At 54.0% G+C, this 12,161-nt stretch carries 11 protein-coding genes; 3 read left to right on the forward strand and 8 right to left on the reverse strand.

Annotated elements, in window-relative coordinates; translation table 11 throughout:
* Positions 1–470 precede the first annotated feature (470 nt).
* On the forward strand, positions 471–1,373 hold the full coding sequence (locus ACLJQJ_RS19685; RefSeq protein ID WP_074182085.1) for an EamA family transporter: 903 nt from the start codon (positions 471–473) through the stop codon (positions 1,371–1,373).
* Positions 1,374–1,415: 42 nt separating this feature from the next.
* On the opposite strand, the gene ACLJQJ_RS19690 is transcribed toward ACLJQJ_RS19685, so the two are convergent.
* The 8 genes from ACLJQJ_RS19690 to dagR all read right to left on the reverse strand — a co-directional run bounded on the left by ACLJQJ_RS19690 (position 1,416) and on the right by dagR (position 10,126).
* Complete coding sequence (locus ACLJQJ_RS19690) at positions 1,416–2,357, reverse strand: Rpn family recombination-promoting nuclease/putative transposase (protein WP_000749539.1); 942 nt, start codon at positions 2,355–2,357, stop codon at positions 1,416–1,418.
* Positions 2,358–2,592: 235 nt separating this feature from the next.
* Positions 2,593–3,336, reverse strand: coding sequence for a 2-dehydro-3-deoxy-phosphogluconate aldolase (gene dagF / locus ACLJQJ_RS19695; RefSeq protein ID WP_063809633.1), 744 nt, complete (start codon positions 3,334–3,336; stop codon positions 2,593–2,595).
* Complete coding sequence (gene dgaE, locus ACLJQJ_RS19700) at positions 3,323–4,432, reverse strand: D-glucosaminate-6-phosphate ammonia lyase (RefSeq protein ID WP_063809632.1); 1,110 nt, start codon at positions 4,430–4,432, stop codon at positions 3,323–3,325. The genes dagF and dgaE overlap by 14 nt, the downstream gene beginning before the upstream one ends.
* A 3-nt stretch (positions 4,433–4,435) precedes the next feature.
* Positions 4,436–5,296, reverse strand: a complete 861-nt coding sequence (locus ACLJQJ_RS19705; protein ID WP_001526325.1) for a PTS system mannose/fructose/sorbose family transporter subunit IID — start codon at positions 5,294–5,296, stop codon at positions 4,436–4,438.
* Positions 5,293–6,042 carry a PTS mannose/fructose/sorbose/N-acetylgalactosamine transporter subunit IIC gene (locus ACLJQJ_RS19710; protein WP_000380259.1) on the reverse strand — a complete coding sequence of 250 codons (750 nt, stop codon included), beginning with the start codon at positions 6,040–6,042 and terminating at the stop codon, positions 5,293–5,295. Before ACLJQJ_RS19710 ends, ACLJQJ_RS19705 begins: the two co-directional genes overlap by 4 nt.
* Before the next feature lie 145 nt (positions 6,043–6,187).
* Positions 6,188–6,673 (reverse strand): PTS system mannose/fructose/N-acetylgalactosamine-transporter subunit IIB, encoded by a 486-nt coding sequence (locus ACLJQJ_RS19715; protein WP_001284295.1) that lies wholly within the window; start codon positions 6,671–6,673, stop codon positions 6,188–6,190.
* A 10-nt stretch (positions 6,674–6,683) separates the two neighbouring features.
* A complete protein-coding gene (locus ACLJQJ_RS19720) occupies positions 6,684–7,109 on the reverse strand; it encodes a PTS sugar transporter subunit IIA (RefSeq protein WP_000214106.1) in 426 nt (141 codons plus the stop codon).
* Between the two features lie 218 nt (positions 7,110–7,327).
* Complete coding sequence (dagR, locus tag ACLJQJ_RS19725; protein ID WP_023137574.1) at positions 7,328–10,126, reverse strand: transcriptional regulator DagR; 2,799 nt, start codon at positions 10,124–10,126, stop codon at positions 7,328–7,330.
* Between the two features lie 196 nt (positions 10,127–10,322).
* Between dagR and ACLJQJ_RS19730 the strand changes: the two genes are divergently transcribed.
* The gene (locus tag ACLJQJ_RS19730) at positions 10,323–10,616 is read left to right on the forward strand and encodes a YicS family protein (RefSeq protein WP_000824217.1); all 294 of its coding nucleotides are present in this window, start codon (positions 10,323–10,325) and stop codon (positions 10,614–10,616) included.
* Between the two features lie 105 nt (positions 10,617–10,721).
* Positions 10,722–12,104, forward strand: coding sequence for a glycoside hydrolase family 1 protein (locus ACLJQJ_RS19735; protein ID WP_063809631.1), 1,383 nt, complete (start codon positions 10,722–10,724; stop codon positions 12,102–12,104).
* Positions 12,105–12,161 lie beyond the last annotated feature (57 nt).

Consider the following 12,161-nt stretch of genomic DNA (forward strand, 5'->3'; position numbering starts at 1 on the left):
CACGACAAATTTCTGCCCTGAGGCAATTAGCGTCGTGTTAACGGCGGAGGAAATAAAGCGTGTTTAAACATGAACATGACGATTACCTCGCGACAATGCGCGTGTTGTAACATTATTGGGATGACAATCGTCACAAGGGGAGATTGCTGCCCACCGGTTCGGCAAGCAGCGCAGGAATAGCGTGCGTTAACTTGCCAGATGATTTACGTAAAAGTGACTGTCCAACATATTACTCCTGCATGAATTTGCGCTTATTATAGTCAGTCAATATGTTCTGTAAAGTGCAAAGGCGGGGATAGTGACGATTTGTTTAAGTTTGTTTGATATTTTCCTATGACAAAAAAATGACAATATTATGTCAATAACAGGCTCGTCTGAAATCATTAAACAATAAATTCCTGCTTAATGCTGGCGATAGCTCTGTTATGATGCCTGCACGTAAAAAAATAAAACAACATGACGAGGAAAAAATGGGTTCCACCAGAAAAGGGATGCTAAACGTCCTGATTGCCGCCGTATTGTGGGGGAGTTCAGGCGTTTGCGCGCAGTACATCATGGAGCAAAGCCGTATGTCGTCACAGTTCCTGACGATGATACGTTTGTTATTCGCCGGGCTGATACTGGTGACCTTCTCCTTTATGCACGGCGATAAGATATTTTCAATTCTTAAAAACCGCAAAGATGCACTGAGTCTGCTGGTTTTCTCCGTGGTGGGCGCGCTCACCGTTCAGCTAACCTTCCTGCTCACGATAGAAAAATCCAATGCCGCCACCGCGACAGTGCTGCAATTTTTATCGCCGACCATTATTGTCGCGTGGTTTGCATTAGCGCGAAGAACACGACCAGGCATTCTGGTCTTAACCGCCATTCTTACATCGCTTATCGGCACCTTTTTACTGGTGACTCACGGCAATCCAACATCGCTGTCGATCTCTTCAGGCGCGCTGTTCTGGGGTATCGCCTCCGCATTTGCCGCCGCCTTTTATACGACCTGGCCTTCCAGGCTAATCGCCCAATACGGCACACTGCCAGTGGTCGGCTGGAGTATGTCCTTTGGCGGCCTTATTCTGCTGCCCTTCTACGCTAAAGAAGGAACGCACTTTGCGGTGAGCGGCAGCCTGATTCTGGCCTTTTTCTACCTTGTGGTGATCGGTACGTCGCTGACGTTCAGCCTGTATTTGAAAGGCGCGCAACTGATTGGTGGCCCCAAAGCCAGCATTTTAAGCTGCGCGGAACCGTTAAGCAGCGCCCTGCTGTCGCTGCTGCTGTTGGGGATTAGTTTTACCTTGCCGGACTGGCTGGGCACGCTGCTCATTCTCTCGTCAGTGATTCTGATCTCCCTCGATTCCCGTCGACGCGCGCGGGCCGCTTAACGCTGTTGATAATCACGATGACCGGGCGGAAGAGGGAAAAGTTTAATGGCGCTTTGCCTTAATCTCTTCGTCAGAAAGCCCGGTAATCATCAGCACCATCTGCCGATCGATCCCCTGTTCCAGCATCGTATGCGCAATACGCAAGGCTTCCTCCTGCTTACCTTGATGTATACCTTGCTGTATGCCTTGTTGCACGCCTTCACGCTTACCTTTTCTGCGCCCCGATTCACGTATTCTGTCTACGATCGTCATTAATCTCTCCTTGTGTTGGGGAACACGACGCGCCACCTCGCGGATAAACTTGCCAAAACGAGGCGTGCTGCCATGCTGTATTAGCAAATAATTAAACAGCGCTTTTAGCTGACTGTCATTAGCGTTTCCCGTAATCAGAAGTACCGCTAAGCGCTCGACCAATCCCATCAGGTCGCGCTGACGTATATGCTTTTGTACCAGCTCCAGCATCGCGATACGTCGATGCTGCATAATCTCGTTATCCGGCACCACCGTAATGTCTACCAGTGGAAATGCCGTCGCATAAAGCTGACGCGCCAGTGCAGGATCGTCAAACTCATCCAGCCAGCACAGCGAAAAGGGATACGGGCTTTTCGCGCCATGGTAAAACAGCATGGGAATCACCAGCGGTAACGTTTTATGGCCAGCATCCAGATGGCGCTGCATCGCGGCAGTCGCGTAACGCATTAACCGAAACGCCATATGCGCGTCCGGCGTACTCTGATGCTCTATAACGACATAGATATAACCGTCGCCTTCACACGTTTTTAGCGACCAAAGGACGTCGGAATAAAACGCGCGTAAATTTTTCTCGATAAAACTGTCCGGCGCCAGTTTTAACGTCGTCAGATCGCAACGTATTCTTAGCGAATGGGGAAGATGAATATTGAGAAAATCCCGCGCGGTATCCGGATGGCGTAAAAACGTTTTGAATACCGCATCATGAGGCGTGGACGTGGGGCTTTTTTTCATGGCGATCCGCCACCTGAGGAATAAGATGACGCCACTGTACTCGCCAAAAATACAGACAGCATTCAGGAAAATTTAACCCTGCGAGGAGGCTCGAAAGGGAATCACTGACGGCTGCAATACGTACATTTTTGCCCAGCCTGCTACGCATTATCGCCCGGTAGCGTAACGCTAACCGGGCCTACAAATACACGTCATCTGTAGGCCCGGTAAACGTAGCGCTCTTCGGCGATAAATCTCACACCAGCGCTTTGACTATCTCCATCAACCGAATGACGTCTTCGGGGCGCGTATTGCCGGTTTGCGGATCGATAATCGAGCTGTAAACATGCGGCATGACGCGCGGCACGCCTGCTTCCAGGCAGGTTTGCAGGATAATACCGAAATTATCCAGTGAGATACCGCCGGTCGGCTCGATGAGCGTCATGCCGTGGCGGGCGGCGGTTGTCGCCAGCGCATAGAGTTCCGGTAACGACTTTTCGCCGCCCATCGGGAAAAACTTCGCCGCATGTGCGCCCATATCCTGCATCATGCGTACCGCCGCTTCACAGGAAACGCGGGCTGGCGTTCCCTGGCTGCTGCTGATGCCGGTAGAAATCACCACCTCGCCAGGCGTTCCCGTCGGGCTGACCAGGGCATTAATATGTGTTTGCTCGCCGCCTGTCGCCGCCAGTGCGCCCGCTGCGAAGCCGCTGCCGGTAAAGGTCTGGTTGACATGGGCCGGGTGAGTATGGGCGGCAATCATCGCCGCTTTGTAGTACTGCGCCGGGTCGCCTGCGCCCAGGCCGACAGAAATTGACGGCACCTCCGCCATCCAGCGTTTCACCTCCGGCACGCCCTCTTCTACCGTAGCGAACTGCGCGGAAAGTACGCCAATGACCGCATGGCCTTCGGCGGCTTCATAGATAGCCTTCGCGTTGGCGATATCCTTTGCCAGCACGTTAATCGCTACCCGCTGACGATAAAAATTAATCTGCTGCATGTTCTGCAATCTCCCTGAGTCGCGCCACAATCAATGCCATTTCCCCTTCGGCTACCGTGCGTGGATCGAGGCTAAAAACCCCCTGATGAAGCTGATATTTGCGGGCGTAAATCGCTATCTCGCCGCCGCGCAACTGCGCTTCGACGTCCTGCGCGTTCAGCCCCAATTCAGATGCGTTCACCCGCACACGAATACGCCAGATTGCACGCCCGGCCTCATCCTGTTCGATATCGGCATAAAGTCCATGGATGGCGGAAATCGCTTCCGCGACCGGCTGTAACTGTGCTGCGGTCACGGTCGTCTGGCCCTGGTGGTAATTCTCCAGCGCATACACCAGCCCAACCATGTTTTCCTTGCCGATTTTCATTGCCCTGGCAATCCCCTGGTGCTGCGCTTTGCAGGCGGCAATCCACGTTTTCTTACCAGTGATAAAGCCGGAGGTTGGCGCATTAAAGGCTTTCGCGCCGCTATAGATAACCATATCCGCGCCGCTCGCCACCCAGCCGCGCAAATCCTCTTCCGCCGCGGCATCGACAATCAACGGCAGGTGGTTGGCCTGCGCCACCTGTACAAAATCGTCAATGCTCAACATGCCTTTCTGTACGCAATGGTGTGATTTCACATACAGTAGCGCGGCGGTCTTTTCGTTAATGGCGCTTTCCAGCTGCCAGCGGGCCGCCAGATTGCTCGACCCCACTTCCACTATGCGCCCGCCGCCAAGACGAATGGCGCTGGTGACTGGCGCGCCGTAGTCCACATTATGCCCGCGCAGCATCACTACCTCATTGGCCATACCGGTACTGTCCGGCATCAGGGCGACGCGCGCCCGATCGCCGTGGGTGATAGCGGCAGCGACGGCAATGGCAATACCCGCCGAGGCGCACGAGGTGATATAGCTATCTTCAGCACCCGTATAGCGCGATACCAGTTCGCCGTTTTTTTCCACCAGCGCATCAATCTCGACGAAAGCGGAAGCCGCGCGCGCGGTGGCCTGCATGACCTCCGGCGCGACGCTTGAGACGCCCAGAATGGTCATTTTGCCGCAGGCGTTAATGACCTTTTTCAACCCCAGTTGTTGATAGATATTCGGCGTCATGATTTACAGCACTCCCAACAACGAACAGACTATGCTCAGTGCGACAATCGACAGCAAAATGGTGGTGTAGCGCGGCCCTTTTTTTACCAGATAGAAGTAGATGGCGAATACCGCCGCCAGTGGCAGTAAGCCCGGCGCGATAGAGTCGAGGATCTGCTGAACCACCACTTCAGATCCTTTCAAAGCGCTAATTTTTAACGGCGTGGTGATTTTGACGTAGCTGGCGGAAAGCGCGCCCATCATGATCAAACCCAGCACGTTGGCCCCGTAGATCAGTTCTTTGATTCGCCCCCCTTGCAGCAGGCCGATAATCGAATCACGCCCCAGCGTATATCCCTTGTGGACCATGCCGTAGCTGATCGCCAGGGTGATCGCCGGGTAGAGAATCAGCGGGATAATACCGCCCATCGCGCTGCCATTTGCCGCGAACGGAATAAAGATCGCTATCAACAGCGGCATCACCGCCGCCCAGATAATCGAGTCGCCCATCCCGGCAAGCGGCCCCATCAGGCCCGTTTTAATGCCGGTGATAGACGAGTCGTTAATCGGCTCGCCGCGCGTTTTTTGTTCTTCCATGGCAATAGAGATGCCCTGAATCACCGCGCCGAAGGTCTGCTCGGAGTTAAAGAAGTTAAGGTGGCGTTTTAGCGCTTCTACCTGCTCCTCTTTTTGTGGGTAAAGTTTTTTGATGATCGGCGTCATCGAGGCGCAGAAAATCAGGCTTTGTAAGCGCTCATAGGAGCTGGAAACCTCGGCGCCCAGCCAGTAGATAAACCAGGCTTTGGTGATATCTGCTTTGGTCAGCGCCCCGCTTTCCCGCGCACGCTCAACCAGTTCATGTTGCATTACGTCACTGCTCATCATGCTGCTCCTTCATTTTTCGCCAGGCCTTTAATCAGGAAGGCGACACAGGTGCCGAAGATGGCCATCGCCATGATGTCGACCTTGAGGTATAACACCGCGAAGAACCCGCCGATAAACCACGGCAACAGGCTCTTTTTACCGATCACCATAATGGTGATGGCAAAGCCCAGCGCCGGCAGAATGCCGCCCATGATTTCAAAGGAGTGGGTTAACCAGTGCGGCATCAGTTTAAGGAAACTTTCCACCACATCCTGGCCAAAGTAGTTAGCGGCAAAGACCACCGGGAAGCGCAGCACCAGCCCCAGCAATGCCGGGTAAAGAAAGGCGCAACGCATGATGCCCGCCATGTTTGCCGTTTCCGCGTGTTTATCCGCCATATGCACCCAGGCGGCGTTCAGCGTGCGCCTAAGCTGATCGAGAAACACGCCAATCACGCCAAACGGGATTGCCAGCGCGATCGCCAGGTTTGGGTCCATACCGGCCTTCACCGCGATAGGAATGGAGATACAGGCCGCCAGCGCCGGGTCCGACGGCACGTTGCCGCCCGGCGTTGAGGTCACGCCCAAATAAACGAGCTGCATCCCTGCGCCGATGATCATCGCAGTCTGCATATTGCCAAGCAAAAGCCCGACAAATACCGCGATCACCACCGGTTGTAACAGCATCGCGGAGAAGGTGTAGCCGAGGCGTAAACGGGCAAACCAGTAATACAACCCCATCAGGCTTGCAAAGAGTAAGGTATCCATAGTGTTATCCTATACACTTCATCCTTCAGGCTGCCTCTTTGTTGGCTGCCTTCGCTCACCCCAGTCACTTACTTTAGTAAGCTCCAGGGGATTCACTCAGTTGCCGCCTCGATGCATCCAGAATGATTTTGTGTCTATTAAAGGGTTAGAATTTTTTCAGGATATCGTCGAGCGGCTGCGGCTTATCTTCCGGAATGGTCTGGAAAAATACCTGAACGCCACGGTTTTTCAGGTCGTTAAGAATGCCGACGTCTTTTTCATCCAGCGTAATATTCTGAAAAACCGCTTTGCGGTTTGGCCCGCCGCCGAGACCGCCAACCTGAATGCGGGTGACGTCAAAGCCCAGTTGTATGGCGTCCTGCACCGCCGCCAGTGAGGGAAAAAGCACCAGCACGTTACCGTCGCCAAGCTGATTTTCTTTCCATGCGGCGGCAAAACTCTGGTTGCCGAAGCAATCCACTTTGATATTTGGCGGCGCGGCCATCAGGTAGATATTTTTCATAAACGGATCGGCGTCCAGTTCATCACTCACAACGGCTATCCGGTTCGCCTGAGATTGTCCGACCCACTTCGTGACAACCTGTCCATGAATGAGACGGCTGTCGATGCGGCATAAAACGATATTGGCCATGATGTTTTCCTTAGAGTGATTGTTGTAGCTGACGTACATGGGCGACCACATCCAGGCAGCTACTACGCCCGGCCTCAACTAACTCATCCACGCAGGCGGTTAGCATCCCTTGTTCGCGCCTGTCCAGCGCCTCCAGCAGTAGCGACGCATTCAATCCGGCAATCACCGCCACCGGATAATCGGCGCTTAGCCGCGCCGCGACGTTGGACGTCGTGCCGCCGACAAAATCCGTCAGGATCAGCGAGCCTTCCGGCAGCGTTTTCACCACGGCCTCGACGCGTTGATAAAACTCGCCCAGCGTATCGACAGGCATTAGCGCGATTTCCGTCACGCCTTTAATTTCGCCCGTGACCATACGCAGGCTGTTGCAAAGCGGTTGTCCCCAGCCGCCATGCGTCAGCAGCAGGATGTGGGGCAACGGTTGTGTGGTAGTCAAAATGGCCTCCTGGCGCAATTACATGAGAACACCGGCATATATTGCCCGGTGGCACTGCGCTTACCGGGCCTACAGGACGCTCCCGGTAGGCCGGATAAGGCGTTTACGCCGCTATCCGGCATAACGCATCATCAGAAGAGCAAAGGTTGTGCCAGAATTTGTGTCACGCGAGGAAGAAGAAAGGTCTGGCGAGGCGCGAAGCCCCGCCAGTAAAAGGATTAGCTATAGAGCAGTTCGTAGATATAAAAATATTCCGCATCCGATAAACGGATGGCGTAGGCGTCTTCGATCGGCAGAAAAGCGGATTTGATGACACTAAACGCGCGCGCGTCCAGATTCGGCTGACGTTCCAGCGCCATCTGTAACGGTTTTCGGTTAATCACAATACGCTCTACCATACAGCAGCAGTGGATCAGGAAGCGCAGTGTCACCTGGCGGCTTGGTTTCAGGGAAAGCGAAGACGTCAGATGGTTAAAAACGCCCTCCATCTCTTTCAGAATACGCTGCGGGTTAAGCACGGAAATATGGTTGATGATGCTCTCCATCGTTAGCGCGCTGATAAAGCGCATGGCGCTGCGCTCCATCTCCAGACGGCGTTCAGCGTTGGACAGATCGGGCGTTAACAGGCTCAACACCAGTTCCGGCCCTTGTTCGGAGAAAAGCTCTTCCAGCGAAATAAACGGAATATCCGGCAGCCCCGGCTGGAAAGTGCCGACAATCCCCGCCAGCCGCTCGCTGGCATTCAATGCCTGCTGAACGCGCTCCAGGCTACGTACCTCGTTATAATCAAGGATCACCATCCTGGTGTCCTGCGACATCAGTTCGCCAAAGCTCTCCTCCAGCACCTTTTTGATTTTTTCCGCCGTTCCCATGCCGGTAATACAGGAGATGACCAGCACTTTGCCGCCGTTCTCCTGCTGCGGCGTACAAAGCTGGCAGGGGATATTTTTACTCTGCAGGAGCGCCGTCAACTGTGGTAAGTCGCTGGTTTCATAGCTTAAATCCAGCCCGACTTCCAGCAGACTGGTCAGCGTGATATTCGGCATGAGCAAAACATCTATCTGGAATAACTTACTGATCGTACTGCCGAAATGGATCAATGAACCGATGTCCACCAACAGGATAAGCCGCCGATATTGGCGGGTTTGAATCATTTGGGTCAGCGTTTCCAGCGTGTCATGCACCGACTGTTCAAACGGCATGTCGATGGCGCTGAACAGCTCGCGCTCCAGCACGCGGTTTACATATTGCGCCTGACTGGTGGCGGTGGTCGCGCCGTGGGCGATCAAAATGACCCCGCAGTCGGGGCTGGCATCGATACGCTGACGATAATGGCGGCACTCTTTCAGGAACAGGCATAGCCAGACCACTTCCGTCGCCGGACACTGAATATGCAACAGTTCGTTGATTTTCCGACACAGCAGCGTGGCGTTGTCATATTCGTCTTTGCAGCGATCCAGGATCAAACTGGAAGAGTAAAGCTGCGGGATCAGGCCGCGCTGCACGTAGCCTATCAGCGCCAGGAAGTGTTTACGCAGTGGGTTAACCAGATTTTCCGGCAGCGAAAAGCCCAACACCTGCTCTACGCAGCCAATCAGCAGCGTCACGCGCTCTTCAATCTGGTCGCCATAGCGCGGCGGATGCGCCACGCTGTCGCGGCTGTAGAGACCGTATTCAAAAATCGAGCTGAGTTTATTTTTCAGGATCGCCAGCGTCTCCGCCGGGGGGACGTTACTGTTGCGCAAATTAACATATTCGCGCGTCAGGAAGCTGTAAAAGAGGTCGCTCTCTTCAATTTCCGCCCCGGTCGCCAGCGACGTCTTCAATGCGGGCAGCGTGCGCGCGTCTATATTTAGCCGCGCTTTACCGTCAAACAGAGTATCCACCAATAGACGCTGTTCCGGCGTCGGGTTAACCGACATCTCCGCCAGCCGCTTATCCAGCTGTAGCGTGTCGTTATGCTCGGTCATTCCCGATGCCCACGCCTGAGCGCAGAGAAACTGAATATCGCTTTTTAGCTGACCGATATTGCCTTCCAGGGGTTTATTCAGCAACCAGAGCAACAACGGTTTATCAATGCTGACCGTGCGTTCTATTTTGCGGCTTTCCCGCTGTAAGAACCCCACGATCAGTTCGATCTGTTCTTCAACGGAGCGCTGGCGAATGCCCGGCAAATCAATGCATACCTGAATACGCCGCTGGAAAGTACGTAACAGCGCCGACCCGACCGGCTCGGTAGTGGCGCAAATCAGACGTACCGAAATTGATCGCGGCTGGCTGCTCACGCCAAGCGGACGGTACTCGCCTTTATCCAGAATAGAGAACAGCTTTTCCTGCCCTTCATAAGACAGACGGTGCACCTCGTCCAGCAGCAGATAACCACCGTCCGCCTGCTCCACGAGGCCTGTTTTATGTTCATTCGCGCCGGTAAACGCCCCCTGCCGATGACCAAACAGATGCGAGGAGAGCAGTTCCGGGTTATGGGCGTATTCCGCGCAGTTAAAGTAGACCAGCGGCGGGATAGCGCCGCTCGCCTGTTCACAGGCGAAACGGTGCATCAGTTCCGCAAAAAAGGTTTTACCGACGCCGGACGGCCCGGTAAGCAGAACGTGTAAACCGTGCGGATAGAGCACCGCCGCACGGCCTTTTTCTACCGCATCGCGCAGGCTGCGATCGTAACCAATCAGGCTGGTAAACGGATCGTCGGGCGCGTAATGCTCTTCATGCGGCAGCACATCCGCCACCGACCGCACCTCGCGTTCAGACTCTTCCAGCTGTCGTCCCAGCAACGTTTCCAGCGCCTGGCGATGCAGAAAATAGACCGGGCGGCCACGGCTTTTGATTGCCAGGCCGTCATTCCATAACTGATTGAGATCTTTGCTGACGGAGTTACGCGCCAGCCCAAGATTGAAACCTATCGCCTCCGCCGTAAACGCCGTCTCCTGCGCCAAATCGGCAAGACATAGCCCGCGCGTCAGCCGTTCCAGCTCTCCCAGTACGATCTCAATACGTCTCATTACACTACCGCTTACGAAATAAAAGAGTAGTCAGAACATACACTATTCTGCCACGCAAGAAAGTGAAGGCGCAGCGAGAAACCGCCTTCCCACTTTTGCCTGACTTCAACGCCAACGGATAGCACGCCCCGATGAGTGAACGTCGCACGGTCTACACTTACTCTTGAAAAAGTGCAAACCGATAAGGATACCGTTTATGAAACGAAAAACGCTTCTGCTTATTGCCACACTTGTCGCGCTACCGGGCGTCACGTATGCCGACTCTCCGTTTAGCTCACTCCAGTCGGCGCATGAAAAAAATACGATTTTAAAGGATTTGCGCAAAATGTGTACGCCCAAAGGCGCGCTAACCGATGAAGCCTGGGAGAAAAAAATCATGGCGAGCGAGGGGAACCAGCAGCATATTCGGGAGGCGATGATCGCGATAGAGCGCAACAATCAGCATAACTACTGGCAGGCTCTCGGTAAGGTGGAATGCCCGGAGATGTAGCACACCTTTTCCGTTTTTTGGTCGCGAAAGTGCGGACTGTAACCGGTTTCTGTTCGCCAAAAGCGCGTATTCTGGAGCGAATTTACGCGATCAAGGAGCACGACAATGCGATATCGTTTTCCCGATAACTTCTGGTGGGGCAGCGCCTGCTCAGCGTTGCAAACCGAAGGGGATAGTCTGAATGGCGGTAAAAGCCAGACCACGTGGGATGTGTGGTTCGAGCGCCAGCCGGGTCGTTTTCATCAGGGCGTCGGTCCAGCGGAAACCTCAACGTTCTATCGCCACTGGAAGCAAGACATCGCGCTACTGAAACAGTTAAAACATAACAGTTTTCGCACCTCACTAAGCTGGGCGCGGCTCATTCCAGACGGCGTAGGCGAGGTGAATCCACAAGCGGTGAGCTTCTACAATCACGTCATCGACGAGCTACTGGCGCAGGGCATCACGCCGTTTATTACGCTGTTCCATTTTGATATGCCGATGGTCATGCAGGAGAAAGGCGGCTGGGAAAATCGCGACGTCGTAGAGGCGTTTGGTCGGTACGCGCAAACGTGTTTTACCTTGTTTGGCGACCGCGTGAAGCACTGGTTTACCTTTAACGAGCCGATTGTGCCGGTGGAAGGCGGCTATTTGTACGACTTCCACTATCCCAATGTGGTGGATTTTAAACGTGCGGCCACCGTGGCGTACCATACCGTGCTGGCGCACTCGACCGCCGTGCGCGCCTGGCGCGCCGGGCGCTACGACGGTGAAATCGGCGTAGTGCTGAATCTGACGCCGTCCTACCCACGCTCGCAGCATCCCGCCGATGTGCAAGCCGCGCATCATGCGGATCTGTTATTCAACCGCAGTTTTCTTGACCCGGTATTAAAGGGAGAATACCCGGCGGACTTGGTGGCGCTGCTGAAAACCTATGACCAGCTGCCTGCCTGTCAGCCAGGCGACCGTCAGCTTATTGCCGACGGCAAAATCGATTTACTGGGGATTAACTATTATCAGCCGCGCCGCGTGAAATGCCGTGATACGGCGGTGAATCCGCAAGCGCCGTTTATGCCGGAATGGTTATTTGACTATTACGACATGCCGGGGCGCAAGATGAACCCTTACCGCGGCTGGGAAATTTACGCGCCAGGAATTTACGACATCATTACCAACCTACGGGATAATTACGGCAATCCGCGCTGTTTTATCTCCGAAAACGGGATGGGCGTTGAGAACGAGCAGCGTTTTGTGCAAGCGGGACAGATTCACGATGATTACCGGATTGACTTTATTTCTGAGCATCTTAAATGGCTGCATAAAGGCATTAGCGAGGACTGTCACTGTCTTGGCTACCACATGTGGACCTTTATCGATAACTGGTCATGGCTGAACGGCTATAAAAATCGCTATGGTTTTGTACAACTGGATTTAGCCACCCAAACGCGCACGGTGAAAAAAAGCGGAGAATGGTTTGCCGCCACCGCAGAGCATAACGGTTTTGATTAAGCGTTTATTATTGCCGGATAACGACTAACGTCGTATCCGGCCTAAAAATGGTAGCAA

Origin of the sequence: Salmonella sp. SAL04202 (genome assembly GCF_046550775.1) — a bacterium.
GTDB classification, from domain to species: Bacteria; Pseudomonadota; Gammaproteobacteria; order Enterobacterales; family Enterobacteriaceae; genus Salmonella; species Salmonella enterica.

Coding starts and splice junctions, on each gene's coding strand:
- dagR (WP_023137574.1), bottom strand. CDS start 10,126: ATGAGACGTATTGAGATCGTACTGGGAGAGCTGGAACGGCTGACGCGC.
- ACLJQJ_RS19715 (WP_001284295.1), bottom strand. CDS start 6,673: ATGGCCAATATCGTTTTATGCCGCATCGACAGCCGTCTCATTCATGGA.
- dagF (WP_063809633.1), bottom strand. CDS start 3,336: ATGCAGCAGATTAATTTTTATCGTCAGCGGGTAGCGATTAACGTGCTG.
- ACLJQJ_RS19690 (WP_000749539.1), bottom strand. CDS start 2,357: ATGAAAAAAAGCCCCACGTCCACGCCTCATGATGCGGTATTCAAAACG.
- ACLJQJ_RS19710 (WP_000380259.1), bottom strand. CDS start 6,042: ATGGATACCTTACTCTTTGCAAGCCTGATGGGGTTGTATTACTGGTTT.
- ACLJQJ_RS19730 (WP_000824217.1), top strand. CDS start 10,323: ATGAAACGAAAAACGCTTCTGCTTATTGCCACACTTGTCGCGCTACCG.
- ACLJQJ_RS19735 (WP_063809631.1), top strand. CDS start 10,722: ATGCGATATCGTTTTCCCGATAACTTCTGGTGGGGCAGCGCCTGCTCA.
- ACLJQJ_RS19685 (WP_074182085.1), top strand. CDS start 471: ATGGGTTCCACCAGAAAAGGGATGCTAAACGTCCTGATTGCCGCCGTA.
- ACLJQJ_RS19705 (WP_001526325.1), bottom strand. CDS start 5,296: ATGATGAGCAGTGACGTAATGCAACATGAACTGGTTGAGCGTGCGCGG.
- dgaE (WP_063809632.1), bottom strand. CDS start 4,432: ATGACGCCGAATATCTATCAACAACTGGGGTTGAAAAAGGTCATTAAC.